A 23,625-nucleotide genomic window follows, 5' to 3' on the forward strand; every position below is an offset into this window, starting at 1 on the left:
AAGCATGCAGCCGTGGAGGCGAAAGAAAGCCCTGATGCGCTCGGGCGCGAAGTTCACCACCAAGTTCGATCCGTTGGAGCGGGAAGTGATCGGGGATCTCACCGCCACCGTGTCCGAGGCGCTCATCGCGCGCGCCCAATCCGCGCCAAAGGACGAGTTCGCGGAGATGATGGGCCTGTCCACCGGGCACACCGAGGCCCCGCAGGACCCGAAGCTGGCGCGCCTGCTGCCCGATTTTGAGCGGGAGGGCGATGAAGAGTTCGACGGCGACAACGGGCTTTTGCGCAGCCTGCACGAGAACGACATCATCCGCGCGAAGCTGATGAATATCCGTGTGGTCAACGACGCGCTTGGGCCCGATGGCGGCGTGGAGGTCACCATCGATGAGGAGGAAGCGCACCAGTTCGTCGCCGCGCTCAACGACATGCGTCTCTACATTTCCGCAGATGATCGCGGGGGCGAGGGCCAGGCACAGGACCGCGAGCGCCTCATGGAGTGGCTCGCTTTTTGCCAGGATTCGCTGCTCGATGCGTTAAGCGAGTGAGCTCGTGCTTGTCGACGAAGGGCTGCACCTCCCTTCAGCCCACCTTTCCCTCGGCGATACGGGGGTCACGGCGTTTGTCTCCGCGGACCCGCGGGGAATGCTCGCGGCCGTCGACGTGCGCGGCGGCGGGCCGGGCACCCGCGAAACGGATCTGTTGGACCTGCACAATACGGTCGAGCGGGTGCACGCAATTCTTTTGTGCGGCGGCTCCGCCTTCGGGCTCGCGGCGGCAGACGGGGCAATGCGCGAACTGGAGTCCCGCGGGGTGGGTTTCCCGGTCTTCGGCGAAGCATCCCCGGGCCCGCGTGTGCCGATTGTGCCCGCAGCCGTGATTTTTGATCTGGTGGTGGGGGATCCCACGCACCGTCCGACGTCTCAGGACGGCGCGGCAGTGGTCGCCGCCGCGCTGGACGGGGAGGCGACGCGCCCAACGCAGCTGGAATCCGGCAGTGTCGGTGCGGGCTGCGGGGCGACGGCGGGCGTGTTGCGCGGCGGGTTCGGTACCGCCTCGCGCGGCGCGGCCGCCGGTAGCGTGACCGCGGCGGTGGTGGCTAACCCAGTCGGTGCGGTGATTGACCAGCGCACCGGGCTGCTGTTCGGCGACCCGAGCGCGCCCGCGGTGGAGACGCAGCGTTTTGCCGCGCTGGAGCGCCCGGCTCCGCAGCTCAACACCACCATTGGCGTGATCGCCACCGATGCGCCGCTGCCGCCCGCACAGCTCAAACGGCTTGCTATCGCTGGCCACGACGGGATCGCCCGCGCGATTCGGCCCGCGCATTCGCCACTGGACGGGGATACGCTTTTTGCTGTCTCGGCGCCGAAGTCAGGTGCCGAAGAGGCGGTGCCGTGTGCCCCGGAGGCGCTCGCAGAGTTGGGCGCTGCGGCTGCAGACGCTGTGGAAGCGGCGATTGTCGACGCGGTGCGCTCGGCCACGAGCGGCTTCGGGTTGACCGCATGGCGTGACCTTGCGCGCGACTGAGACGACCGGGGGTCATACGCGCGGCTACACTAAGCAACGATGACTCACAACCCTTACGGATCCAGTCCTTACCACCCCGACGGCTGGGGCTACGGACAAACCGGCCAACCGGGCTACGGCAAGCCGTTCAACCGCCCCTTCTCCCACCCGGAGAACCAGCCTCCGGCCTTCTCCTACCACCAGCAGCCGTTAGATAAGAGCACCAAGCGGAAGCGGCAGCGGCGCACGGGGTGGCGTTTCGCGTTGACGTACCTGGCGGTGATCTGGTTTGTGTACGTATTGAACGCCCTGGTGTTCGACGGTGCCTTATGGGTTTTCGGCATCCAGCCCCTCGACCTGACAACGATCTGGCACATCTTCACCTCCCCGCTCTTGCACGCGAATTTGGAGCACATCGTGGGTAACTCGATTCCGGGCGCGGTCTTCGCGTTCCTGATCGGATACTCGGGCAAGCGCGTGTTCTGGGAGGTCACTACCTTCTGCATGCTGGTGAGCGGGCTGGGAACGTGGTTGATCGGAGGGATCGGCACGAACCACATCGGTGCCTCCGGCGTGATCTACGGGTGGCTGACGTACCTGCTGCTGCGCGGTATCTTTAACCGCTCTCTGCCGCAGATCCTCCTGGGGCTTGTGCTGGCGTTTTTCTACTCCAGTCTGATCTGGGGCGTGTTGCCCGGCACACCAGGGGTGAGCTGGCAGGCGCACCTGTGCGGCGCAATTGGCGGCTTGCTCGCCGGTATGTTTATCACCTCCGACGATCCACCGGAGTTGGTGGCCAAGCGAGAGGCGAAGCTGGCGCGCAAGCAGGCGGGGAGGTAGGACATGAGCCCGGACAATTCGGCGCCAATCGGCATTTTTGACTCCGGGGTGGGCGGCCTGACTGTGGCGCGCGCGGTGATGGACCAGTTGCCCAACGAGTCCATCAGCTACATCGGTGATACCGCGAACGCACCCTACGGCCCGCAACCCATCGCTGATGTTCGTCGGCACGCCCAGCGCATCGGCGACGAGCTGGTCGAGCAAGGGTGCAAGATGCTGGTGATCGCCTGCAACACCGCGACCGCCGCCTTCCTCCATGATGCGCGTGAGCGTTACGACGTGCCGGTGTTGGAGGTGATCCAGCCGGCGGTGCGCCGCGCGATCTCCGCCACGCGCAACAACAAGGTCGGCGTGATCGGCACCCAGGGCACGATTACCTCCGGTGCGTACCAGGACCTGTTTTCGCTCAAGTCCGACTTGGAGGTCAGCGCCGCAGCGTGCCCTGCCTTTGTCGAGTTTGTAGAGCGCGGCATTACCTCGGGCAGGCAGATCCTCGGCGTGGCGCAAGGCTACCTAGAGCCTCTTCAGGCCGCAGGCGTGGACACGCTTGTGCTCGGCTGCACGCATTACCCGCTGTTGTCGGGAGTGATTCAGCTTGCAATCGGCGAGCAGGTCACGTTGGTCTCATCAGCGGAGGAGACTTCGAAGGATGTGCTGCGCGTGCTCACGGAGCGCGACATGCTCGCTCCCGCACCGGAGGAAGGCGGCCGTGCGCCGCAGCGAGTGTTCGCCTCGACCGGCGACCCTGCGGTCTTCGATCGCCTTGCGGAGCGTTTCCTCGGACCACAAATACATGCGGTGGGTGCAAAGGGGCGCGGATGAGCCAAAATACCCCGAAGTTTAGAAATCCCCCTCGATCCGTGGCACAGTGATTTCATGAAGTTGACCATCCTCGGTTGTTCCGGGAGCCTCGCTGCCCCCGGGAATCCCGGTTCCTCCTACGTTGTCAGTGTTCCTGGCAACAGCGACATCGTCCTGGACTTCGGCCCGGGCGCACTGGCCGCGATGCAGGAGCACTTCGACCCAGCGGACGCGCATGTGTGCTTTAGCCATCTGCACGCCGACCACTGCTCCGACATCGCTTCGCTGCTGGTGTGGCGCCGCTACCACCCCACGAAGCCGGCCCGCGGTCGCCACCGGATGCTGGGGCCCAGCTACACGCCGGAGCACGTCGGCAGGCTGAGCGCTGACGGTCCCGGGCAGGTCGACGATATCGCCGACACCTTTGATTTTTCCCCGTTGCGCGCCGGGCAGACCGAGACGCTCGGGGAGGTGCGGCTGACCCCCTTCGACGTGGTGCACCCAGCAGCTGAGTCGCACGCCCTGCGCCTTGAACACGACGGGCGGGTGCTCACGTATTCGGGCGACAGTGCGTACACCCCCTCGCTCGTGGATGCGGCCCGCGGGGCCGATCTGTTCCTCTGTGAGGCGGCCTGGGGCGCCTCCCCGGAGGGCAACCCGGAGGGGATGCACATGTCTGGCCAGGAAGCTGGCAGCATCGCGCGTGAGGCTGGTGTGCGCACGCTCGTGATCGTGCATATCCAGCCCTGGTCGAGTGTGCAGGAGACGCTTGCCGCAGCGCGTACGGAATTTTCCGGAGAGATTGTCATCGGCGCGGCCGGTGACGTCTTCGAGCTCTAGATACGCCCGCGGCGGCTCCTGCGGGTGCCGGGGTGCGTTACGCTGGGTGCCATGACTGATTTCACACGCGCAGATGGCCGTGGACTTACAGAGATGCGCCCGGTGCGCATTACCCGCGGTTTTACTTCCAACCCTGCTGGTAGCGTGCTCGTCGAGTTCGGCAACACGCGCGTCATGTGTACGGCCTCCGTGGAGGAGGGCGTACCCCGGTTCAAGAAGGATTCCGGCGAGGGGTGGCTGACCGCCGAGTACGCAATGCTGCCTTCGGCCACACACGACCGCATGCCGCGAGAATCGATGCGCGGCAAGGTCAAGGGCCGCACGCACGAGATTTCGCGCCTGGTGGGGCGTTCGCTGCGCGCTGCGGTGGATCTTTCCGAGCTGGGCGAGAACACCATCCAACTGGATTGCGACGTTCTGCAAGCAGATGGCGGAACTCGCACGGCGTCGATTACCGGTGCCTATGTTGCGCTTGCGGATGCGATCGAGGTGCTCAAAGAGCGCGGAGTCGTCCCCGGAGCACCACTGCTCAAGCCGGTTGCGGCGGTGTCCGTCGGCATCGTCGACGGCCGCGTGAGCCTCGACCTGCCGTACGAGGAGGACTCCCGTGCCGAGGTGGACCTGAACGTCGTGATGCAGGAAGGCGGCAACTTCGTGGAGATCCAGGGCACCGGTGAGCAGGGGCTCTTCGGCCGACGCGAGCTCAACGAGATGCTTGACGTGGCGGAGCAGGGCTTGAACTCGCTTATCGACGCACAGAAGGCGGCCCTGGGATGGTAAAGGTCCTCGTCGCCTCGAACAATCCCGGCAAGCTCCGCGAGCTTGAGCAAGTGTTGCGCGAACTGTCGATCGACGGCATCGAGCTCGTCTCCTTGCGTGACGTCAAAACGTACCCGGAGCCCAAAGAGGACGGGCTGACCTTCGAGGACAACGCGCTGATCAAAGCGCGCGCCGGGGCGGCACACACGGGACTGCCGTGCGTGGCGGACGATTCCGGGCTTGCAGTTGTCGCACTTAATGGGATGCCGGGTGTGCTTTCGGCGCGCTGGTCGGGCGACCACGACGCCCCGGATGTAGACGAGGCGAACAACCGCCTGCTGCTCGCGCAGATGCGTGACATCGCCGTGCGCGACTGCGCATTCGTCTCTTGCTGCGCGCTGGTGACTCCGGCCGGCGACGAGTTCACAGCAGAGGGGCGCTGGACCGGGCAGCTACTGCAGGCGCCGCAGGGTGAGGGCGGGTTCGGCTACGATCCGCTATTTGCTCCGGACGATGCCCCGTCGCGCGATGGCGGCGCTGTGTATTCCTCGGCCGAGCTCACGCCGGAGGAGAAGAACGCGCGCTCGCACCGCGGCCAGGCGCTGCGGGCGCTGGCACCGGACATCAAGAAGCTGCTGAGCTAGGGTGGGGTGCATGAAGAAGACAATTGCCCTTTGCACTAGTGTCCTGCTCGCAAGCGCGACCCTCGTCGGGTGCGGTTCCTCATCTGAATGGGACGGTGCCTGGTCCGGGGACGTCACCCCGACGGAGTCGGGTCAGCCCCAGGGGTCGGCGACCCTGACCATCGACGGGGGCGATTGCTCCTGGGAACTAACCGAGCCGAGTGGGGAAACCAATGACGCACGCTGTGAGCAAGATGACGAAGAATTCAAGCTCGCTGACCCGCTCAGCGGCCGGGATCTAGAGTACAAAGGCCAGGTCAACGGGGATACGCTGACCATGACGCCGGATAATGATCGCGCGGAAAAGATCGGCGTAATGGTGCTGACCCGCACCAGCGACGAGGGCTGAGCGCCCTTTCTTAGAGCTGGAACGTTGCGGTGACTTCTTTGCGGCGCTTGGCCTCCACCACGAAGGAGAGGAAGGGCACCACACCGGAGATCGCCGTGACGACCCAGGTAGTCGCAGGCCAGCGCGCCTTCAGCCCCAGGTTCAGGGAGCTGACGAGGAAGAGCATGTAGGCAATCCCGTGGACGCGGGCGACCCATGCGAGGTAGGCGACGTCCATGTTGAAGCCGTATTCCAGGATCATCCGGAGCACCAGCAGCAAGAGGAGCACGCCGGTGACCCAGGCGGCGATGGAAAACAGGGTCAGCGCCTGCTTGACGCGGCGCTGGCGCTCCGGGTGAATGCGGGGCTGGGCGTGCTGCTCGGTTGACTGGGGCTGGGGCTGGGTCATTGACCGTCCTTCTTTTCAGTGCGTTCGTCGCTCACCCCGCGCCGACGCGGAGTGAGCAGATCGTTGTATTCCTCGACGTCGATCTGCGGGCGCGTGGGAAGAAAGTCCTCGTCGATCTGCGTCGGTGCGTTTGCGTCTTTGCCATAGCGCGCGAGGTCGGCCTCGTAGAGATCGTCCATTTGCTCGCCGGCGTTGATGGCGTCAATTTTTTCGTTTTCCATCCGAATGCCGGCGCGGTAGGCGTAGACGAAGAATGCGCCAAAGAAAGGCCACTGCAAGGCGTAGCCCAAGTTTTGGAACGTGCCGGTACCCGACTGGTAGCGGGTCCACTGCCACCATGCGAGCAGGCAAGTGGTGATCACCGCGGCGATAAGTAACAGGATGTGCCAAGCACGAACCTTCACACGGGGGCGCTGCTCCGGTGCGGTTTCCTGGGGATCGCGAGGCTCATTCACACCTGAAGAGTCTACCAACACTGCCCCCATGGCCAAACTAAAGTTGGAGTCGGTTTCGAGATGGAGCGCAAAGGCATGTAGTATGTCTCCCATTGCGCGCCCGTGGCGGAATTGGCAGACGCGCTGGATTTAGGTTCCAGTGTCCTAGGACGTGAGAGTTCAAGTCTCTCCGGGCGCACCACACCTGTTCCGGCGTGGAGTACGCCTTCCTTGGTCCCGGTTTGTGCAGCAGCTTCACCCCGCGGTCGGCGCGAGCTATGAGCGCACCCAGCCAGAGCTGTACTTCGGACTTGTGGATCGAACTGACCTGGCGTGTCCCCCATGCTGGCTCGACCTGGCTTTTAAAAAACGGCTCCAGCACCGCTACGGCGTTTTTGTCGGCGTTTTGTCGGCCCAGATTTGGCCGCGGTTGTGCGAGTGAAGCCGCGTGAGGAGCAATCCTTGGCGGCGGGGTGGGCCTACCCCCCAAGTCGCCCCAAGGTTGAGCACCCCTTACAAGCGCTCCCGCGGGGCACACCCCCCTTGTGCGCTACATCTTGCTCACGCACTCCTCAGCCGCGTACGAACCGTCCAACTTGCCCTGCGGGATCCTCGGGTAGTTGAACAGCTGCGCGGTGTCTGAATCCGAGGCGTAGATCGGTCCGGTCCCGTCCTTCGGGTATGTGAAGCTTGTCAAGACCGGATCCGCCTCGTCAGGGAAGATCATCTCGGCAGCGATGAAATCATCGTCAGCACCTTCCACCATCGTTGCCTTCTCAACTTCGACATCTTCACCGTTGGCGACGATCTTTCCATCGAGAATGCGCCCCATGACGTCCTCAGGGACTGTCAGGCACTCCCAGTCTTGGCCCTCGGCGGATACGACAATGCCCGTTTTGCCGGGGTCGTTGTTTGCAGAGGAACTGGAGTCGGCGTCGTCGGTTGCTGAAGGAGTGGAGCACGCCCCCAGGGTTCCGGCGGCGGCAATGATGGCAGCGATAGCTAACGAGGTTCGCATGGTGCTCATGTTGATTCTTTCTTGTGGTTCTCCCCGCGGGGCGGGGTAGGGAAACACTGACGTTCAGCCCTGGGGGCTGGCGGTTAATTGTCGCACGACCTGTGGGGTGATGCTGTGATTAGGCTCGTGTATGCCCCCGCCACGCTTTGATCGTGTGGACGGTGACGCCGAGCTCGGTGGAAAGGCATCGTGGTTGCCACGGACGCCGCGGACAGCCATCTTCGAGGCCACTCCTCCGCCCATCTGGCGGCCAGTGCCCGGCGGGTGTGCTGGCGATCTTTTGATGACGCTTTCGGGGGGATGCGCTCTTTTTCTCGCTGGTTGGCGAGGGTTCGTGGTGGTGAGCCATCCGCTGGGCTTCATGCTGTAAAAGTTGTGGAATCGCGCGAAAACAGTTGCGCGTCACGACAGTACACACACCCGCCACCAGGATCTATACCGGTCGCAGGGTGTGGTAAAAAGCGCGGGCAGCGAGTTTCCCACTATTTAGCCCTGCAGCTGACCGAGTGCATGCTCGGCCTGCGCACGGGTGAAGTGCTCCGGCCCCTCGGTGAGCGCCTTGAGCAATTCGTCTTCCGGTGTGCCGTCGGCCTGCAGCCGCTGCGCAACCTGCAGCGCGAGTGCGTTCCAGTCCGCCTCCACCGTCTCTACGGCGTACGAGGCAGCTTCCGCGGAAAAGTCTTCCTCATCGCGCAGCTGGTTGTATAGGTTGGACTGGGAGATCGGTTGGGCCGCGAGGTACTCCTGCGCTGCCTGCAGTGCATCCTGCGATTCGGCGGGAACGTCGCTAGCAGCTTCGGCCTCCGGCGTGCTGTCCTCGGTGCCGGGCAGGCCCACGACGCCGTCTTCCGCGGTGTCGTGCTCGGACGTTGCGACCGCCTCGCTCGCGTGAGTGCTCTGCGCGGCCTGCGGTGCTGCGGACTCGTTGTCGTTGCTGCTGAGCAGGAGCCAACCGAGAAAACCGAAGCCGATCGCTGCGAGTAGCCCGACGGTCACCCACTGTGCGGCGGTCGAACGCGGACGCTCCGTACCGACCTGCGGCCGCGTTTCGTAGGGGTGCGCCGCGCCCTCTTGGGAGCCAGGGCTGGGCACGGCGTTTACGTTCGTGTGCGGTTCGTTCGGGCTAGTCATATCGCCTCACTTGCGTCTGGGTCTCGGCGGGCTGGAAGCCGCCCTCGGTATCACTGATACGACCATTATGGGGCGGCGTGCCGTCGATAAGCAAAAAGCCCTTAGAGATCCCAGTCGCGTAGGATGCGCCCGACGTGGCCAGAGGCGCGCACATTGTACTGGCACTGCACGATCTTGCCAGCACCGTCTGCGTCGACGTCCACCAGGAATGTGGAACGAATGACGCCCTGGGTGACCTTGCCGTACATCTTCTTTTCGCCGAACGCGCCGTAGGCGGTCAGCGTTTCCTTCGACTCGTCCCCGAGCAGCTCGATACCCAAGTTGTGCTTGGCGCGGAAGTCGGCCAGCTTCTCTGTCGGATCCGGGCTAATGCCGAGCACCGTGACGGAGGCGTTGGTGAATTCGTCGAGCTTTTCCGTGAAATCGCACGCCTCGGTTGTGCAGCCGGGGGTGTTAGCGCGCGGGTAGAAATACACGATGACGCGCTGTCCGGCGAAGTCTGCCAGCGAAACTTGCTCGCCCTTGTCGTTAGGCAAGGTAAACGCGGGGGCGGTGTCGCCCTTTTCAAGTCTGATCTGATCGTTCATACTTCCCCGTTTTACACTACTGTTGTTGAAAGAACTGCTGAACAACGAAATGTAGGAGTACAACGTGGCACGAGACATTCACGACATTGAGCGCGACATCTCCCGTACCCGCAGCCAGCTGGCGGCTACCCTCGACGAGCTGGCCGACCGCACCAGCCCCGCTACCCTGGCCGGTGGCGCAAAAGATGGTGCCGCTGAGTGGTTGAAGGACGAGACGGTGCAGAAGGTGCTCGCCGGTATCGGCGCTGCAGTCGTCGCGCTTGTGGGCATCAAGGTGCTCAACGGCCGGAAGCGGAAGAAGGAGCTGAAGGAGCTGCAGAAGCTGCTCTCGCGCGACTAAGTAAGCACGGCACAAGGCCGTCCGCCCCGACTCTCATCGCGGGGTGGACGGCCTTTGGTGTGCCTGGAGTTGCTAGACCAGCTCTGCGCCGGCGTCAAACATCTCCTGCAGCGCCCGGGCTCCGGTAGCGTCGTCGACGGGGGAGACCATGCCGCGCAGCACGCGAACCTTCAAGCCCTCCCGCAATGCGTCGAGAACCGTGGCGCGTACGCAGTGATCTGTGGCGATGCCGCACACGTCGAGCGCTGCGATTTCTTGCGCGTGCAGCCACTCGGCGAGTGAAGTGCCGTTCGCGTCCTTGCCTTCAAAGGCGGAGTAGGACGCGGAGTATTCGCCCTTGCGGAAGAACACGTCGATGGCGGAGGTATCAATGGGGCCGCGAATCTCGGCGCCGTAGCTATCTGCGACGCAGTGCGGCGGCCACGTATCCGTGAAATCCGGAGTCTCGGAGAAGTGCTCGCCGGGGTCGATGTGCCAATCCTGGCTCGCAAGCACAGCGGCGTATTCGCGCGTGCGGTTGTCCTCGGACTCGAGATACTGGGCGATTTTCGACGCCACCTCATCCCCGCGGGCAGTAGCGAGTGGTCCACCGGGGCAAAAGTCGTTCTGCACGTCTACGAGCAGGAGTGCGGTCTTCATGGCCCTAACCTTAATAAAGTCTCAATAAATGCGCAAACATGCGGGTGTGTTTTCTTATAAATTGTTGAACAATGTGCCGTTTTGTACGCTCGTGCAGATGAAGGTGTGCTCAATGCTGAGTGCTGCTCTCAGGAACGTGGGGTGCCTGTACATGGGAAAACCCCCTTGCTGGCGGTGTGTACCTTGCCGGCAAGGGGGTGAAGCGGTGCGCCATCAGGGAATCGAACCCCGAACCCACTGATTAAGAGTCAGTTGCTCTGCCAATTGAGCTAATGGCGCGTATTTTGTTTTGCTGTGCCGCTCTCGGCGACGTTGAAAACAATAACACCATCACACGCATACCGTGAAATCGCCTGGTCACACTTTGTTTTCGTGATGTGTGAAGCGTGGGGTTTTATTACTGCGCTGGAGTAGCGTTTTGGGGGTGTGTGCCGATAGGGTGTGTAAGACGGAGTTGTGCAGGGCAGCGCATGGAGGCGCGCAAAGATTGTGGAGGCAGCGAATTGCTCATGCGGAAAACTGCGGTGGCGCGCCGAATCGCCAGCGTATTGGCGGTAGGCGTCATGGCGGCAGGGTTGGCATCCTGCACGATTGGTGAGACGGGTAAAGGCGAGGCGTTGGAGAGCGTCGCGCATACCGAGGACCAGGAAACTGAACAGCTGCCGGAGCCGCCGGAATTTTCTTTCACTGACGGTGACGAGGAGGTTGCTCCCGGCGACCCGGTAACCGTGAGCTCGGGGGCGGGCCTGCGGTCAGTGGTCATGACGAACGAAGAGGGCAAGCTCGTCAAGGCCCTGATGAACGAGGAAAAGACCGAGTGGCACACCACGGAGCCGCTGGGCTACGGGCGTACCTATACGGTGAAGGCGACTGACGCTGCGGGTCAGGAGAAGACGCAAACATTCTCCACTGTCGTGCCTTCCGCGCAGACTAATGTGTATATGGGCCCGCTCGATGGCGCTACCGTCGGCGTCGGGCAGGCGATTACCTTCCAATTTGACGTGCCGATCCAGGATACGAAAGCCGTCGAGGAGCTTATTAGCGTCGAGACCTCGAATGACACGGAGGGCGGATTCTTCTGGCTCGACAGCACTGAGCTGCGTTGGCGGCCGAAGGAGCTGTGGGAGCCCGGTACCGAGGTGACTGTCACTGCGGATGTCTACGGCAAGGATATGGGCGGTGGCATCTATGGTGAGGAAGATGTTGAGCACAGCTTTACGGTCGGTGACAAGGTCGAAGCTGTGGTAGATAACAACGACAAGATCTTGCGCTTTTACCGCAACGATGTGCTGGAGCGAGAGTTCCCGATTTCGCTGGGCACTGACGGTTCCTTCGACACGCCGAATGGTACGTACGTGGTGGGGGACATGCATGAGTCGCTGGTGATGGACTCGCGCACCTTCGGTCTGGGCCTGGGGCAGGGCGGCTACGTCACCCCTGTCTCGTATGCGACGCAGTTGTCTTACTCCGGCATTTACTTGCATGGCGCTCCGTGGGCCGTGTGGGCGCTGGGGAACACGAACCAGTCTCACGGGTGTATTAACGCCACCATTGCTGATGCGCAGTGGTTCCAGCAAAACGTGAAGCGCGGTGACGTCGTCACGGTGGAAAACACTGGCGGCGGCACGCTCAACGGCGCGGACGGGCTGGGCTACTGGAATATGGACTGGGAGACCCGCTCTGGCGGGAGTGCGGACCCGAACGCTTAAGGGGCGCGTAGGCGTCGAGAAGCGAAAGGCTCCAGGTGCGATGGTCGCACTTGGGGCCTCTTTTTTATTCACGATTTTTGCGTATCTGGCCGGGCATTTTTCTGCACCTCTTTAATTCTATCGGGCGATAGATAGAATCACAGGGGTACCTATCGATCTATAGAAAAGGCAGGGAAATGACACACGATCAACTACTCACCGCCTCGGGTGACACCGGATGGATGCTCATGAGCGCCTCGCTTGTGCTGCTGATGACTCCGGGGCTCGCGCTGTTCTACGGCGGCATGGCGGGCCGTCGCAGCGCACTGAACATGATGATGATGTCTTTCGCCGCGATGGCGGTCGTCCCAGTGATTTATGTGCTGTGGGGGTGGTCGGCATCCTACGGAGGCGACGATCTTGGCGGCATCATTGGCAACCCGCTGCAGACGTTCGGGCTGCGCGGAGAGATCATGGATTCCGCCGGAAACTTCATCGCCGGGGATGGCGGCTATCCGCGCGTAGTGGACATCGGCTTCCAGGTCACTTTCGCCATTATCGCGGTGGCAATCATCTCCGGTGCGCTGGCGGGTCGCGTGAAGTTCGGAGCGTGGTTGGCGTTTGTCGCCGGCTGGGTCAGCCTCGCATATTTTCCCATCGCGCACATGGTGTGGGATGGCGGGCTGCTTTCCGAATCCGAGTATTCGATTGCCGCGTGGCTCTTCGGCACTCGCAGTGGGGAAGCAGCGGTTGCGCCCGTGGACTTCGCAGGCGGCACCGTGGTACACATTTCCGCCGGTGCAGCGGCGCTCGTGCTTGCATGCTTTGTTGGTCCGCGCACGGGCTTCCCGACGAAGGTGGACAAGCCGCATAACCTCCCAATGGTGATGCTGGGGGCGGCGTTATTGTGGTTCGGCTGGTACGGGTTTAATGGCGGCTCTGCCTTTGCAGCCGACGGCATGGCTGGCCTGGCGTGGATGAACACTACAGCGGCAACCGCTGCCGCCATGCTGGGGTGGATGGCCGTGGAGGCGGTGCGCGACAAGGCGGCGACCTCGCTCGGCGGTGCGTCCGGCGCAGTTGCGGGCCTGGTGTCGATCACCCCGGCTGCAGGTGTGCTCACGCCTCTGACCTCGCTCGCGCTCGGTGCTATCGGCGGCGTGATCGCGTGCCTGGCCATTGGGCTGAAGTACCGCTTCGGCTTCGACGACTCGCTTGACGTAGTTGGCGTGCACCTGTGCGCCGGACTGTGGGGCACCGTCGGCCTTGCGCTGTTCGCGGAGGGTCGCGGGGTACTCAACGGCCACGTTGGCGAGGGGCTGAAGCTACTGGTGGTGCAGGTAATTATTGCGCTCGTAGCGCTTGTGCTCTCGGGCGTGGTCACGCTGGCGCTCGCGGTACTTCTCGGCGCGACGGTCGGCTGGCGGGTCAGTGAGGCGTCGGAAAGCGAAGGCATTGACCTCGGCCAGCATCGCGAATCTGCCTACGATCTCGGCGATGCGGTGGGCACATCGCAGCCGCTCATGCGAGCGCTGCAAGAGACACCCCGCCCTGCTATTGGCCCGAACAGGCAGCCGCGTGCAGCGGCAGCGAAGGAGTAGAGGAAAATGAAGCTCATTACAGCAGTAGTCCAAGTTCACGCAATGCCTGCGATCCGGGAAGCACTGGAGCACGCGGGAGTGCGCGGGATGACAGTAACCCAGGCGCAAGGCTACGGACAGCAGCGCGGCAGCACGGAAATCTACAGGGGTGCCGAATTTGAGGCTGCATTTGTGCCTAAGCTCAAGCTGGAAATCGTGACGAGCGAGTGGCAGGTGGACCGGATCGTGGAGGCGATTGTGCACGCGTCGTCAACCGGAACCGTCGGCGACGGAAAGATTTGGGTAAGCCCCGTCGAGGAGGTCATCCGGGTGCGAACAGGTGAGCGGGGCGAGGAAGCGCTCTAGCCTTTTCGGCTGACAAAATATGAGGCCCCGCCACCTTCAGAAGGGGCACGGGGGTGTGTTTTGTCAAGTTGGTGTAGGCCATTTCAGTGCGGATTTTTGGGCCAGTTCGGCGTGGTTTTGGGCCGTGTGAGCGTTGCTGGGGTTTTGGGTTATTTCATGAGGGCGTTTGCCATGCGGTAGGACTGTCCGGTGAAGGTGATCATGCGGCCGTGGTGGACGATGCGGTCGATTGCGGCGGCTGCCATGTCGTCGTTGCCGAAGACTTGGCCCCATTGGGAAAACGCCAGGTTTGTGGTGATGATGAGGCTGCGTTGTTCGTAGGCGTCGGCGATGGCTTGGAACAACAGTCGTGCTCCGTCGGTGCCTATGGGGATGTAGCCAAGCTCGTCGATGACGAGTAGTTCGTTTTTGCCGAGTGCTGTGAGTTCTTTGTCGAGTTTGCCAGCGAGTTTGGCGGCTGCATCCGTCGCGGGCATCGTCGGGAGCGTATGGCGCGGTGGCCTGTCCTGCTGATGTCTCAGGACGGGTTAGCGGGCGGGTGGGGGGTGGTCTTGACGGTTACTAAATGAACATATAGTCTGCTAAACATGCATTCAGTTTCTGAGTCTTTCGATCTGACCGGGCGTGCCCGTCTCCGTGATGCGGCGATCGAGTTGTTCGCGGAACGGGGGTTCGACAAGACGAGCGTGAAGGCAATCGCGGAGGCTGCCGGGGTCAGTCCTGGACTGGTGATCCATCACTACGGGTCGAAGGACGAGTTGAAGCGCGTCTGCGATGAGCATGTGATCGCCAAACTGCTCGATGAGCGATTCGCCTCAGCGGAGACTCCCTCCCCGAACCTGGTGCAAGCGCTTCTGGCCGAAGCCTCGAGCGCGGGCCCGATGTTCAACTACCTCGCCCGCCTGCTGATCGAACCGGGTAAGGCCGGTGACGAACTGCTCGCCCGGCTGGTGGCGAGCACCCGGCAGAACCTGGCCGAGGGGCGCGAGTCTGGTTCGATCATGCCTGCATCTGATCCCGAGGCGACCGCGATGCTGGTCACCGTGTTCGGGGTCGCGCAGTTCTTGGTGCGTGATCGCTTCGCGCAGGTCTTGGGGGCTGACCCGTTCTCGGCTGAGGGGGCGGCACGGCTCACGCTCCCGACTCTCGAAATCTTCACCGAGGGCCTCTATGCCGATACGGGGCTGCTTGAAGCGGCTCGAAGCGCCCTCGCAGGGCAGAGCGACGCCGAGTCGAACGACGGAAGGGATGGCGCATGACCGCCGTCATTGAGACACGCGAGTTGCAGAAGAAGTACGGCAAGCACCTCGCCGTCGATGGGATCGGCCTGCGCGTCGAACGGGGTTCGGTGTTCGGGTTGATCGGTCCGAACGGTGCGGGCAAGACGACGGTGTTGCGGATGCTGGTGGACATCATCCGCCCGACCGCTGGGGAGTTGAGCGTGCTCGGTTCCGTGCCGCGCCGTTCCGGTACGGCGCTGCGTCGTCGTATCGGCTACCTGCCGGGCGAGCTGAAGCTGTCCGAGCGCATCCGTGGCGGCACGCTCTTGCATCACCTGGCTCAGATCAGCGGTCCGGTCGAGCCGGGCACGATCGAGGGCCTGGCAGAGCGTCTGGGTCTTGACCTGAACCGTCCTGTGAGGGCGTTGTCGAAAGGGAACCGGCAGAAGCTGGGCCTGATCCAAGCGTTCATGCATCGGCCGGAGTTGATAATTCTCGATGAGCCGACCAGCGGCCTCGATCCGTTGGTGCAGCGCGAGTTCCTGGCGATGGTGCGCGAGGCACGCGAAGCCGGGCAGTCGGTTCTACTCAGTTCGCACATCCTGACCGAGATACAGCACTCCGCAGATGATGTGGCGGTTCTCGCCGGCGGCAGGATCGTCGCCCAGGGCGACGTGTCCTCGCTGAGACTCTCCCGCGTCGCCCGGCTGAGCGCCGTGCTCGCAGACACCACCGCCGACGCGGCACGGGCGGCGCTCGCCACGTTGCCGATACTGGATGACCTCGACGCGGAAGCGACCGCCTCGGGCGATCTCGTGAGGCTCAAGGCCACCATCCGAGGCGAGGCCGACACGGTCGTGAAAGCCCTCGCGCAGTTCACCGTGCGCGACCTGACCATCGAAGAACCCGACCTCGAAGAGTCGATCCTCGACCTCTACGCGCGAACGAACGGCACCAGATGACCACGGCAGCACTGGCCCCGGTTTCCCGACCCACCGCCCCGATCTTCTCCCGGCACCTGCTCGACGGCTGGCGCGGGCAACTCGGCTGGTCGCTCGGCATCGCGGCCGTGATCGGGATGTACCTGCCGTTGTTTCCCTCGCTGCAATCCCCGGAACTCGCGCAGTTGATCGACAGCCTGCCCGCTGAACTGGTGAGCACGCTCGGGTTCAACCAGATCGCCAGCGGAGCAGGTTACGCGCAAGCGACGTTCTTCGGCCTGCTCGGCTTCGTGCTCGCCGCAATAGCCAGCGTCTCCTGGGGCGCGGCGTTCATCGCAGGCACGGAGGAAACCGGGCGACTCGAACTCACCCTCGCGCACGCGGTCGGACGCGCCCAGTACGCGCTCGAAAGTGCAGCGGCACTCATCGTCAAGATGCTCGCCCTCGGCGCGGTGGCATTCCTGCTGATCCTCGCAATCAACACCCCCGCAGAACTCGACCTCTCCGCCACCAACCTCCTCGCCGTAACGATCGCCTGGACAAGTCTCGGCCTCCTCTCCGGTGTCGCCGCTCTCGCGTTCGGCGCCCTCACCGGGCGGCGATCCTGGGCGATCGGAGCCGGAGCCGGGATCGCCGTCCTCGGCTACGGACTCGATGCCGTCGGAGGCACCAGCGAAGACTTCGCCTGGCTATCGAACCTCTCGCCCTACCACTGGGCATTCGACAACACCCCGCTCGCGGACGGCTTCGACTGGGCCGGGCTTGCGCTCCTCTGGGGTCTCTCCGCAGTCCTCATAGGTATCACCGCCTGGGCGCTGTCGCGCCGCGACATCCTCGGGTAACCCATATCCGTCGCCTGAGCAACTTTCCCCTCGCCCGCCCTGACCCCTAGCAACGTGGTGCATCTGCTGACGGGCGGCGGGTACAGCGGCGTCCTGGCGCGCGTCCTGGCGTGGGTGCTGGTGGCGCACCTCCCTTCTGGGAGGCGTCACCGTGGACGAGTACATCACCCCTGCCAGCGACGATACGGCGGGACCGGCTGGCCCGGCCAGCCACGGATTCGAGAGCCCCGAGGGACTACGTGCCCTGTTGATCCGCTTGCATGAAGCCGGGCCTGGGGCCTGGCGGGGTGATCGTGAGGCGGCGGAACTGATGCGATACACGGCAGTGAGGTATCGGCGGCTGGCTCGCAGATACAGGATGGATGCCTGGGAGGTCGCTTCGATGGCGTTCAGGGTCATGCTCGCCCCCTCGACGCGGAACGCGGGGAATCCGTGGGCTGTTGTCACTCGCGCCGTGCAGATCACGTGTATCGCGGAGGCTCGTGCTTCCTAAAACCCAAGCCGAACTGGACCACCTACATCAGATCAGACACACACAGGGGGAAGGGTGGCGGGGTGTTGTAGGGCTGCCTCAGGCGGTAGAATGGGCTTAGCGTCGTGGGGGCGCGTGTGTGGCTGCGGCGGCGTTGCTGCGGCCCGTGGGGCGGGGCAAAACACCTAAACAGAAGAGTCTTTAGCGTAGGTTAAAGCGTAGGTGGCTGAAAATGTAAAAATCCCCCAACCTGTCTGTGCAGGTCAGGGGATTATTTGGGGTGGCTGACGGGACTCGAACCCGCGACACCCAGGATCACAACCTGGTGCTCTACCAGCTGAACTACAGCCACCATCGCTGCGTTTTCAGCAGCGGGATCTACCTTAGTACGCCATCGAGGTTTTACAAAAACTGCTGGTAGGTGTCGGTGGCGTCGCGCTTTGCCTCCTCCGCTGCTGCGGTTTCCGGCCCCGGCGCGTCCACGAACACGGCGCGGCGGTAGTAGTCCAGTTCCCTAATCGACTCGACGATATCGGCCAGGGCGCGGTGCGCCATACCCTTGTCGGGTTGGTTGAAATAGGCGCGGGGGAACCAGCGGCGGGTGAGTTCCTTGACGGTGGAGACGTCGATCATGCGGTAGTGCAGCGCAGCATCCAGCCGGGGCATGTGCGCGCGAATGAAAGCGCGGTCGGTGGCGATCGAGTTACCCGCCAAAGGAGCCGGGTGCGCCGGGTCGCAGTGTGTGTTCAGCAGCGCAAGCACCGCATCCTCGGCCTCCTGCACGGTCATCGCAGACGCCTTGATCTCGTCGAGCAGCCCGTTGTCGGTGTGCATCTTGGTGACAAAGTCGTCCATTTCGGCCAGCTCTTCTTCGTTCGCGCCGACGACGATGTCCAGGCCCTCATCGAGGATGTTGAGCTCCGCGTCGGTGACGAGTGCGGCGACCTCGACGATCACGTGGCGCTTGGGGTCCAGGCCCGTCATCTCCAGATCGATCCAGACGATGCGGTTGTCTTTGGCCTGAATTTCCACAGCTATTCTTCTCCCATCTTTGCGTAAAAGCTGCCCACCAGCGGGGCGATCACGCCGCGCGGGCCGTAGGTCGAGACCACATCCATGGCCTTCGACAGCGGGCCGGGTACGACGCGACGCTTGTTCGTCCGCATTGCCCGCAGCGTATCGCGCGAGCAAGACTCGTAGGTGGTCCAGAGGAAGTCCGGCACCACCTTATCCACAATGGATTGCTCTTCTTCGGGCACGTAGGCTTCGCGCACCGGGCCGGGGGCAAGCAGAGTGCAGTGTACGCCGGTGTCTTTGAGCTCGAAGTGCAGCGCCTCGGTAAAAGCGTTGACTCCGGCCTTTGTAAACACGTATGTCGCGTTGTTTGGGATGGGGATGTTGCCTGCAGCGGAGCCAACGTTGCACAGCGCGCCCTCGCCGCGCGGCACCATCTGATCAAGCACGGCCTTGGTGATGCGGAAGACCGCGGTGGCGTTGAGATTGAACTGGTTCGTCTCGTACTCCCAGTCCTGCCGCATAAAGGGGCCGAAGCTGGCAATGCCCGCGGAGTTGATGCACAGTGTGATCTTGCGGGTCGCGATGTGCGCGAGCAGCGCGTCGACGTCGCGGTGTTTGGCCAGGTCGGCCGCGAAGACCTCGACGTTGACGCCGTGGGCTTGGCTCAGCTCGCGGGCCAGCGTCATGAGTACGTTTTCGCGCCGGGCGACGAGGATGAGGTTGTAGCCGGCGGCGGCGAGATCGCGAGCCATCGCCGCGCCAATGCCCTGCGATGCACCGGTCACCAGGGCATAGGAGTCAATTTCGGGGGCTGGAAAAGTCATGGTTTACAGGGTACCTGGGCTATTGCTTCTCGACGCCTACTTCACCCCTCGCCAGCGTCTCCAGCGCGTCGATATGCGCCAAGAATGCTGCCCGCCCCTCCCTGGTGAGCGTGACCCACACCGTGTCCTTGTCTCGTGTGGAGCCGTACTCGCGGAAGCGGGTGACGTAGCCGGCCTCTTCTAAGGCGGAGAGTTGTTTGGAGAGCGTGGCGTCGGAAAGCTGCGTGGCGTCGCGAAGCGTGCTGAAGCGCATCTCGTAGTGCACTTCGCCTTCGTAGGCGCCGGCAGCGTTGAGCGCCGCGCAGATTTTTAGGCGGTTGATGGGGTGAATTACGGGGTTAGTCATGGTACTTGTTCCAGGTCAGGCCGTATGCGGCGATGAGCCCCACGGTGAAGAGCACGGACATGACAATGATCGCTGTGGTGCCGGCGGATTGCGCGAGCATCATCACTGGGTAGGCGACGAGCGGGGCGATCGCGGCCTTCCAATTGAGCTTCGGGTCCTCGCGCACTTCCTGCTTCACGGCGGTGCGTACGCTGCGTTTTGCAGAGAACTCGATCCACAACATGCCCGCAACGCCAGCAAGTAGGATCAGTAGGCCCCACGCGCTTCCCAGCAAGGCGAGGAGCATTCCCGCGCCGAAGCAGACGCTGACCACGGTGATGCGCAGCCACGGCACGGGCTGCGATCTGGCGGTCGCGCGGGCCTCGGTTTCTCGGACAGCGGCGAGCGCTTCGCGTGCCTCGGCGGACTGCATGTTTTCCATAGTGGAAAGTATAAGGGCTGCGCGATAGTTTTGCCGCGGTAGAATTGTGCCATGCTCGACCGCGACGAACTCATCTTCAGTCAGACCAAAGCGCTAGGTACGGACGAATTTGAAATCACCGACGCTGCAGGCACGCTCGTCGGTACCGCGCGCCAGACGCTGAAACTTAGTGATCTGTTTTCCAGTTCGCGGGGAACCGAAGTGCGGGATGCGCAGGGCAATCTTGTGCTTGGGGTGACTGACCCGGTCAACTGGCTGCACGATTCTTACGAGGTCCGGCTCGCCGATCCCGACCTGCCGCTCGCCACCCTGCGCACCCGTTTCGCCTGGCTGCGCACGAAGCTGAGCCTCGAAATAGCCGGCTTTCCCGAGGTGGAAGTTGATGGCAAGCTTATGGCTCTCGATTTCACGCTGACCAGTATGGGCCGCGAGATCGCGCGCATCACCGCCGAATATTCAGGGATGGGCCGGATGATGATGGGCAAGACCACGTATCGGATCACTTTCGCCCCCGGGCTCGACGAGCGTCAGCACGCCGCGATCCTCGGCTCTGCCGTCGCGCTCGACATGCTGCGGCGCAAGCGGCGCAACAGTTCTTAGGTGACCCTAAGAGAAAGAGCGCCCCCAGCAGGACTCGAACCCGCGACCAGCCGGGTAGAAACCGGATGCTCTAATCCACTGAGCTATGGGGGCATGCTGCACAAGCTTTGTGTGCTTCGCAGCCCGCTCATTGTAGCGCATGGCCAGTTAGGCACCCCAATCAATCGAAAGTAGGGTAGGGGGCATGTCTGAAGTGGGAGTTCGCAAGCGAGCCGTGAAGTCGGCCTGGCCGGTGTATGTCACCGCATTTCTTCTCGCCGCCCTGATTGCCGGGGCGGTGGCGCAGTCCTTTTCTGGTGCGTCACTTGCCTCGCTGGGCATCCCAGATCCCGGTGCGCTCACGACCGCAGGGCTGCCGGCTTTGCGAGGTGTGGTCTGGTTGCTTGCGGCGCTCTCCGCTGGGTCGTTTATGTTGTCCGCCTGGCTAGTGCCACCAAGCATGCCGGGCGATGCGAATGCGGATTTAAACGGCGCGCGCCTGACTGTCGACGGTGTGATCGCCTCGCGCACGGGTGGCTGGGCGCAGCTTGGCATGGCACTGATCTCGCTTGTGATGATGCCGCTCGTGCTTTCCGACGTCTCCGGCCAGCCCTTGGTCGATGTCTTTTTCCAGCTCAGCGCGTGGTCGGTGGCGCTGGAGCAGGTGGCCGAGGCGAAGGTGTGGCTCATTACTGCTGGGCTTTCCATGGCGGTCGGCGCGAGCGCGCTGTTCGCCCGGAGCTGGTTCTCCCAGGTAGCCCTATTTTTCGGGGCGTTGTGTACCATCATGCCGCTGGCGTTGACCGGGCACTCTGCTTCCGGTGGTAGCCACGACTTTGGTACGAACTCGTTGATCTGGCACTTGGTGTTCATGCTGCTTTGGGTTGGTGGGCTGATGGCGCTTGTCGCGCACGGTCGCAGGCTGGGACCCAACCTTGCGTTGGCCGCTCGTCGTTATTCCATGGTTGCGCTCGCCGCGCTCATCGTCATGCTTGGTTCCGGCATTGTCAATGCGCTAATTCGGGTGCGCCTGGCCGACATGTTGGACTATGCCTACGGGTGGGTGCTCATTATCAAGTTTGCCGGCATTCTTGTGCTTGGCCTGATGGGGCTGGTGCACCGCCAGATCACGCTGCCGCAGTTAGAACAGCGACCGGGTGTGTTTACTCGGTTCGCCGCGGTTGAGGTGGCAGTGATGGCGGCGATTGCCGGCCTGTCTGTGACGCTGGGGCGGACGCCGCCGCCCCCGCCCCTCGATCCAAACCTCACACCGATGCAGATCAAGCTGGGGTATAACCTTTCGGAGCCGTTGACGTGGACGAATTGGCTCACACAGTGGCGCCCGGAGCTGCTCTTTAGTGTGATCGCTATCTGGCTTGCTGCCTACTACCTCCACCTTGTGCGTCGTGTCGACGGGTGGCGCACGACTCGGACGGCGTGGTGGCTGCTGGGGTGCGCATCGTTGGCGGTGACGATGAGCTCCGGGCTGGGAATGTACATGCCCGCTGCGTATTCCACGCACATGACAGTCCATATGATCCTGTCTATGGGGGTGCCCGTGTTCTTGGTGTTGGGGGCACCGCTGACGTTGGTGCGTGAGGCGTACCCGGCTGGCGAGTTTAATCCGCGCCTGTGGGCGGAGAGCTTCCAGCATTCGCGGTTCCTGCGAGTCGTGACATATCCACCGGTCTCGGTGGTGCAGTTCCTTGTGCTCTTTTATGTCATGTATGTCTTCCCCTCGCTGTACGCACTGATGATCTCGGAACACGCAGGCCATGTGCTCATGAACGTGGTGTTTTTGGCCTCGGGGTACTTCTACTTCTGGGAGTTGATTGGCCCCGACGAGATCCCGGCACGCCAATCGGCGAAGGTGCGCCTGGCCTGGTTGTGGGTTTCCATGCCAGTGCACCTCTTCATGGGCGTCTACCTCATGCAGCTGAATTTCGTACTGGCGGAGGATTTCTATCGCTCGCTGTTGTTGCCATGGGTGCCGGATTTGCTCAACGACCAGAAGGTCGGTGGTGGCATCGGCTGGGCATCGGGTTCCTTCCCGCTCGTCATCGTCTTCGCGGAGCTGTTCCGTGGGTGGCTGTCGGAAGATAAGCGTGAAGCTGTCGAGTCCGATAGGCGTGCAGAAGAAACAGACGATGAGGAATGGCGCCGGTACAACGAGATGCTGGCGCAATATAACGGCAACTAGCTGGGATGATATGAATTTTTCGTAAATGCTCTTCCCTTTTCTTTAAATTCGTGTAGGCTCCATGTCGGGCGGTAGTTTCGTTTAGTGCCATCGCCCCATAGCCGCACAGCAAAAATATGCATTGAAGGAAAGGGAACTTAACCATGAGCCATTTGCACACGCACCTACACGGCAACCTGATTGATAACCCGGTATTCCGTACGTTTGAAAACTCGGAGGCCGAACTGTGCAAGTTCCGGCTTGCCGCCTCGCGCCGCAGACTCATTACCCAGAAGGGCAATAATGGAAACGAGGCTGACGGGGCCTCCGGCGCAAATACCAAGGAGGTCTGGGAGGACACAGACCAGCTGTATATCGACGTGGAGTGCTGGGGGCAGCTTGCGGTCAACGTTGCGGCCTCATTGAAGAAGGGATTGCCGGTCTCGGTGTGCGGCAAGCTAGTCACGGAGACATGGGAGGTGGATTCCTCTCACCCGGAAAAAGAAAAAGAGATGCGCTCCAAGATCGTGCTGAAAGCCAGCCATGTCGCCTTTGACCTTTCGCACTACCAGGTCAGCAGCGTGCGTTCTGCGCCGATGGGCAACACGCTCAAGGGGCAGAAGCCGGTTGAGCCGAAGACGAAGTGGGACCTCATTGGGGATGAAAGTGAGCACCGCGTGAGCGCGGAGGACGCGCTCGAACAGGTGGAAAAGGCGAAAGCACGGGAGAAGGTTGCCGCGAGCGCCGGTGGGAAGCAGGAGGCAGCCGGGAAGGAGAAAGCGGACACTCCGCCTTTCTAGGCATCGAGGAAGGGATGGTGCCCCGCCGGTGCCGACTGG

At 62.8% G+C, this 23,625-nt stretch carries 29 protein-coding genes and 4 tRNA genes; 19 read left to right on the forward strand and 14 right to left on the reverse strand.

All coding sequences use genetic code 11. The features are described 5' to 3' along the window. Positions 1-4 precede the first annotated feature (4 nt). The 8 genes from M3G14_RS09865 to M3G14_RS09900 are packed head-to-tail and all read left to right on the forward strand — an operon-like array spanning position 5 to position 5,774. Entirely contained in the window at positions 5-544 is a 540-nt protein-coding gene (locus M3G14_RS09865) for a DUF2017 domain-containing protein (protein ID WP_259926359.1), read from the forward strand. A 4-nt stretch (positions 545-548) separates the two neighbouring features. After that, positions 549-1,523, forward strand: a complete 975-nt coding sequence (locus M3G14_RS09870) for a P1 family peptidase (protein ID WP_259926360.1) — start codon at positions 549-551, stop codon at positions 1,521-1,523. A gap of 39 nt (positions 1,524-1,562) precedes the next feature. Further along, entirely contained in the window at positions 1,563-2,342 is a 780-nt protein-coding gene (locus M3G14_RS09875; protein ID WP_259926361.1) for a rhomboid family intramembrane serine protease, read from the forward strand. 3 nt (positions 2,343-2,345) lie between these two features. Further along, a complete protein-coding gene (murI, locus tag M3G14_RS09880; RefSeq protein WP_259926362.1) occupies positions 2,346-3,164 on the forward strand; it encodes a glutamate racemase in 819 nt (272 codons plus the stop codon). 54 nt (positions 3,165-3,218) lie between these two features. After that, complete coding sequence (locus M3G14_RS09885) at positions 3,219-3,983, forward strand: MBL fold metallo-hydrolase (RefSeq protein ID WP_259926363.1); 765 nt, start codon at positions 3,219-3,221, stop codon at positions 3,981-3,983. A gap of 51 nt (positions 3,984-4,034) precedes the next feature. After that, entirely contained in the window at positions 4,035-4,763 is a 729-nt protein-coding gene (gene rph, locus M3G14_RS09890) for a ribonuclease PH (protein ID WP_259926364.1), read from the forward strand. After that, a complete protein-coding gene (locus M3G14_RS09895) occupies positions 4,757-5,386 on the forward strand; it encodes a non-canonical purine NTP pyrophosphatase (protein WP_259926365.1) in 630 nt (209 codons plus the stop codon). Before rph ends, M3G14_RS09895 begins: the two co-directional genes overlap by 7 nt. Before the next feature lie 10 nt (positions 5,387-5,396). Then, positions 5,397-5,774: a hypothetical protein gene (locus tag M3G14_RS09900; RefSeq protein WP_259926366.1), complete on the forward strand. Its 378-nt coding sequence runs from the start codon at positions 5,397-5,399 to the stop codon at positions 5,772-5,774. A 10-nt stretch (positions 5,775-5,784) separates the two neighbouring features. On the opposite strand, the gene M3G14_RS09905 is transcribed toward M3G14_RS09900, so the two are convergent. Together M3G14_RS09905 and M3G14_RS09910 are read right to left on the reverse strand one after the other, a co-directional pair. Beyond that, positions 5,785-6,162, reverse strand: coding sequence for a DUF3817 domain-containing protein (locus M3G14_RS09905; protein WP_259926367.1), 378 nt, complete (start codon positions 6,160-6,162; stop codon positions 5,785-5,787). Next, positions 6,159-6,647, reverse strand: coding sequence for a hypothetical protein (locus tag M3G14_RS09910; RefSeq protein ID WP_259926368.1), 489 nt, complete (start codon positions 6,645-6,647; stop codon positions 6,159-6,161). The genes M3G14_RS09905 and M3G14_RS09910 overlap by 4 nt, the downstream gene beginning before the upstream one ends. A gap of 66 nt (positions 6,648-6,713) precedes the next feature. Between M3G14_RS09910 and M3G14_RS09915 the strand changes: the two genes are divergently transcribed. Next, positions 6,714-6,798: transfer RNA gene (locus M3G14_RS09915), tRNA-Leu, on the forward strand. Positions 6,799-7,146: 348 nt separating this feature from the next. Here M3G14_RS09915 and M3G14_RS09920 read toward each other — a convergent pair. The 3 genes from M3G14_RS09920 to bcp all read right to left on the reverse strand — a co-directional run bounded on the left by M3G14_RS09920 (position 7,147) and on the right by bcp (position 9,332). After that, positions 7,147-7,623, reverse strand: a complete 477-nt coding sequence (locus M3G14_RS09920) for a hypothetical protein (RefSeq protein WP_259926369.1) — start codon at positions 7,621-7,623, stop codon at positions 7,147-7,149. 477 nt (positions 7,624-8,100) lie between these two features. Further along, complete coding sequence (locus M3G14_RS09925) at positions 8,101-8,745, reverse strand: Ltp family lipoprotein (protein ID WP_259926370.1); 645 nt, start codon at positions 8,743-8,745, stop codon at positions 8,101-8,103. Positions 8,746-8,846: 101 nt separating this feature from the next. Further along, positions 8,847-9,332: a thioredoxin-dependent thiol peroxidase gene (bcp, locus tag M3G14_RS09930; RefSeq protein WP_259926371.1), complete on the reverse strand. Its 486-nt coding sequence runs from the start codon at positions 9,330-9,332 to the stop codon at positions 8,847-8,849. Between the two features lie 64 nt (positions 9,333-9,396). Here bcp and M3G14_RS09935 point away from each other — a divergent pair, with 64 nt between their 5' ends. Continuing rightward, entirely contained in the window at positions 9,397-9,672 is a 276-nt protein-coding gene (locus M3G14_RS09935; RefSeq protein WP_259926372.1) for a DUF3618 domain-containing protein, read from the forward strand. A 72-nt stretch (positions 9,673-9,744) separates the two neighbouring features. On the opposite strand, the gene M3G14_RS09940 is transcribed toward M3G14_RS09935, so the two are convergent. Together M3G14_RS09940 and M3G14_RS09945 are read right to left on the reverse strand one after the other, a co-directional pair. Then, a complete protein-coding gene (locus M3G14_RS09940) occupies positions 9,745-10,311 on the reverse strand; it encodes an isochorismatase family protein (RefSeq protein WP_259926373.1) in 567 nt (188 codons plus the stop codon). A gap of 206 nt (positions 10,312-10,517) precedes the next feature. Beyond that, positions 10,518-10,590 (reverse strand) — tRNA-Lys (locus tag M3G14_RS09945). A gap of 230 nt (positions 10,591-10,820) precedes the next feature. Here M3G14_RS09945 and M3G14_RS09950 point away from each other — a divergent pair. From M3G14_RS09950 to M3G14_RS09960, 3 genes are all read left to right on the forward strand, one after another. Continuing rightward, a complete protein-coding gene (locus M3G14_RS09950; RefSeq protein WP_259926374.1) occupies positions 10,821-12,020 on the forward strand; it encodes an Ig-like domain-containing protein in 1,200 nt (399 codons plus the stop codon). A gap of 176 nt (positions 12,021-12,196) precedes the next feature. Then, a complete protein-coding gene (locus M3G14_RS09955; protein ID WP_259926375.1) occupies positions 12,197-13,600 on the forward strand; it encodes an ammonium transporter in 1,404 nt (467 codons plus the stop codon). Between the two features lie 6 nt (positions 13,601-13,606). Then, positions 13,607-13,945 (forward strand): P-II family nitrogen regulator, encoded by a 339-nt coding sequence (locus tag M3G14_RS09960; RefSeq protein ID WP_259926376.1) that lies wholly within the window; start codon positions 13,607-13,609, stop codon positions 13,943-13,945. A gap of 149 nt (positions 13,946-14,094) precedes the next feature. Here M3G14_RS09960 and M3G14_RS09965 read toward each other — a convergent pair whose 3' ends face one another. Beyond that, positions 14,095-14,421: an ATP-binding protein gene (locus M3G14_RS09965; RefSeq protein WP_396122243.1), complete on the reverse strand. Its 327-nt coding sequence runs from the start codon at positions 14,419-14,421 to the stop codon at positions 14,095-14,097. Positions 14,422-14,532: 111 nt separating this feature from the next. Here M3G14_RS09965 and M3G14_RS09970 point away from each other — a divergent pair, with 111 nt between their 5' ends. From M3G14_RS09970 to M3G14_RS09980, 3 genes are read left to right on the forward strand one after another with little or no spacing between them, the layout of a single operon-like run. Then, positions 14,533-15,204, forward strand: coding sequence for a TetR/AcrR family transcriptional regulator (locus tag M3G14_RS09970; protein ID WP_259926377.1), 672 nt, complete (start codon positions 14,533-14,535; stop codon positions 15,202-15,204). Further along, positions 15,201-16,127: an ABC transporter ATP-binding protein gene (locus M3G14_RS09975; protein ID WP_253576280.1), complete on the forward strand. Its 927-nt coding sequence runs from the start codon at positions 15,201-15,203 to the stop codon at positions 16,125-16,127. Before M3G14_RS09970 ends, M3G14_RS09975 begins: the two co-directional genes overlap by 4 nt. Next, positions 16,124-16,948: an ABC transporter permease gene (locus M3G14_RS09980; protein ID WP_259926378.1), complete on the forward strand. Its 825-nt coding sequence runs from the start codon at positions 16,124-16,126 to the stop codon at positions 16,946-16,948. The genes M3G14_RS09975 and M3G14_RS09980 overlap by 4 nt, the downstream gene beginning before the upstream one ends. 748 nt (positions 16,949-17,696) lie before the next feature. Here the strand turns inward: M3G14_RS09980 and M3G14_RS09985 are convergent. The 5 genes from M3G14_RS09985 to M3G14_RS10005 form a co-directional block, all read right to left on the reverse strand. After that, positions 17,697-17,772: transfer RNA gene (locus M3G14_RS09985), tRNA-His, on the reverse strand. A 50-nt stretch (positions 17,773-17,822) separates the two neighbouring features. Beyond that, entirely contained in the window at positions 17,823-18,452 is a 630-nt protein-coding gene (orn, locus tag M3G14_RS09990) for an oligoribonuclease (RefSeq protein WP_396122245.1), read from the reverse strand. 2 nt (positions 18,453-18,454) lie between these two features. Next, positions 18,455-19,261, reverse strand: a complete 807-nt coding sequence (gene cmrA / locus M3G14_RS09995; RefSeq protein ID WP_259926379.1) for a mycolate reductase — start codon at positions 19,259-19,261, stop codon at positions 18,455-18,457. A 19-nt stretch (positions 19,262-19,280) separates the two neighbouring features. Next, positions 19,281-19,607, reverse strand: a complete 327-nt coding sequence (locus M3G14_RS10000; protein ID WP_259926380.1) for a transcriptional regulator — start codon at positions 19,605-19,607, stop codon at positions 19,281-19,283. Next, on the reverse strand, positions 19,600-20,028 hold the full coding sequence (locus M3G14_RS10005; RefSeq protein WP_259926381.1) for a hypothetical protein: 429 nt from the start codon (positions 20,026-20,028) through the stop codon (positions 19,600-19,602). Before M3G14_RS10005 ends, M3G14_RS10000 begins: the two co-directional genes overlap by 8 nt. A 51-nt stretch (positions 20,029-20,079) precedes the next feature. Between M3G14_RS10005 and M3G14_RS10010 the strand changes: the two genes are divergently transcribed. Continuing rightward, positions 20,080-20,628, forward strand: coding sequence for an LURP-one-related/scramblase family protein (locus M3G14_RS10010; protein WP_259926382.1), 549 nt, complete (start codon positions 20,080-20,082; stop codon positions 20,626-20,628). 19 nt (positions 20,629-20,647) lie between these two features. Here M3G14_RS10010 and M3G14_RS10015 read toward each other — a convergent pair. Beyond that, a tRNA-Arg gene (locus M3G14_RS10015) sits at positions 20,648-20,721 on the reverse strand. A gap of 91 nt (positions 20,722-20,812) precedes the next feature. Here M3G14_RS10015 and M3G14_RS10020 point away from each other — a divergent pair. Together M3G14_RS10020 and M3G14_RS10025 are read left to right on the forward strand one after the other, a co-directional pair. Further along, on the forward strand, positions 20,813-22,807 hold the full coding sequence (locus M3G14_RS10020; RefSeq protein ID WP_259926383.1) for a bifunctional copper resistance protein CopD/cytochrome c oxidase assembly protein: 1,995 nt from the start codon (positions 20,813-20,815) through the stop codon (positions 22,805-22,807). A gap of 143 nt (positions 22,808-22,950) precedes the next feature. Beyond that, positions 22,951-23,586, forward strand: a complete 636-nt coding sequence (locus M3G14_RS10025; protein WP_259926384.1) for a single-stranded DNA-binding protein — start codon at positions 22,951-22,953, stop codon at positions 23,584-23,586. Positions 23,587-23,625 lie beyond the last annotated feature (39 nt).

Origin of the sequence: Corynebacterium sp. p3-SID1056 (assembly GCF_025152525.1) — a bacterium.
Taxonomy (GTDB): Bacteria; Actinomycetota; Actinomycetes; order Mycobacteriales; family Mycobacteriaceae; genus Corynebacterium.

Coding starts and splice junctions, on each gene's coding strand:
- M3G14_RS09865 (WP_259926359.1), top strand. CDS start 5: ATGCAGCCGTGGAGGCGAAAGAAAGCCCTGATGCGCTCGGGCGCGAAG.
- M3G14_RS09875 (WP_259926361.1), top strand. CDS start 1,563: ATGACTCACAACCCTTACGGATCCAGTCCTTACCACCCCGACGGCTGG.
- murI (WP_259926362.1), top strand. CDS start 2,346: ATGAGCCCGGACAATTCGGCGCCAATCGGCATTTTTGACTCCGGGGTG.
- M3G14_RS09885 (WP_259926363.1), top strand. CDS start 3,219: ATGAAGTTGACCATCCTCGGTTGTTCCGGGAGCCTCGCTGCCCCCGGG.
- rph (WP_259926364.1), top strand. CDS start 4,035: ATGACTGATTTCACACGCGCAGATGGCCGTGGACTTACAGAGATGCGC.
- M3G14_RS09895 (WP_259926365.1), top strand. CDS start 4,757: ATGGTAAAGGTCCTCGTCGCCTCGAACAATCCCGGCAAGCTCCGCGAG.
- M3G14_RS09900 (WP_259926366.1), top strand. CDS start 5,397: ATGAAGAAGACAATTGCCCTTTGCACTAGTGTCCTGCTCGCAAGCGCG.
- M3G14_RS09905 (WP_259926367.1), bottom strand. CDS start 6,162: ATGACCCAGCCCCAGCCCCAGTCAACCGAGCAGCACGCCCAGCCCCGC.
- M3G14_RS09910 (WP_259926368.1), bottom strand. CDS start 6,647: ATGGGGGCAGTGTTGGTAGACTCTTCAGGTGTGAATGAGCCTCGCGAT.
- M3G14_RS09920 (WP_259926369.1), bottom strand. CDS start 7,623: ATGAGCACCATGCGAACCTCGTTAGCTATCGCTGCCATCATTGCCGCC.
- M3G14_RS09925 (WP_259926370.1), bottom strand. CDS start 8,745: ATGACTAGCCCGAACGAACCGCACACGAACGTAAACGCCGTGCCCAGC.
- bcp (WP_259926371.1), bottom strand. CDS start 9,332: ATGAACGATCAGATCAGACTTGAAAAGGGCGACACCGCCCCCGCGTTT.
- M3G14_RS09940 (WP_259926373.1), bottom strand. CDS start 10,311: ATGAAGACCGCACTCCTGCTCGTAGACGTGCAGAACGACTTTTGCCCC.
- M3G14_RS09950 (WP_259926374.1), top strand. CDS start 10,821: ATGCGGAAAACTGCGGTGGCGCGCCGAATCGCCAGCGTATTGGCGGTA.
- M3G14_RS09955 (WP_259926375.1), top strand. CDS start 12,197: ATGACACACGATCAACTACTCACCGCCTCGGGTGACACCGGATGGATG.
- M3G14_RS09960 (WP_259926376.1), top strand. CDS start 13,607: ATGAAGCTCATTACAGCAGTAGTCCAAGTTCACGCAATGCCTGCGATC.
- M3G14_RS09965 (WP_396122243.1), bottom strand. CDS start 14,421: ATGCCCGCGACGGATGCAGCCGCCAAACTCGCTGGCAAACTCGACAAA.
- M3G14_RS09970 (WP_259926377.1), top strand. CDS start 14,533: ATGCATTCAGTTTCTGAGTCTTTCGATCTGACCGGGCGTGCCCGTCTC.
- M3G14_RS09975 (WP_253576280.1), top strand. CDS start 15,201: ATGACCGCCGTCATTGAGACACGCGAGTTGCAGAAGAAGTACGGCAAG.
- M3G14_RS09980 (WP_259926378.1), top strand. CDS start 16,124: ATGACCACGGCAGCACTGGCCCCGGTTTCCCGACCCACCGCCCCGATC.
- cmrA (WP_259926379.1), bottom strand. CDS start 19,261: ATGACTTTTCCAGCCCCCGAAATTGACTCCTATGCCCTGGTGACCGGT.
- M3G14_RS10000 (WP_259926380.1), bottom strand. CDS start 19,607: ATGACTAACCCCGTAATTCACCCCATCAACCGCCTAAAAATCTGCGCG.
- M3G14_RS10005 (WP_259926381.1), bottom strand. CDS start 20,028: ATGGAAAACATGCAGTCCGCCGAGGCACGCGAAGCGCTCGCCGCTGTC.
- M3G14_RS10010 (WP_259926382.1), top strand. CDS start 20,080: ATGCTCGACCGCGACGAACTCATCTTCAGTCAGACCAAAGCGCTAGGT.
- M3G14_RS10020 (WP_259926383.1), top strand. CDS start 20,813: ATGTCTGAAGTGGGAGTTCGCAAGCGAGCCGTGAAGTCGGCCTGGCCG.
- M3G14_RS10025 (WP_259926384.1), top strand. CDS start 22,951: ATGAGCCATTTGCACACGCACCTACACGGCAACCTGATTGATAACCCG.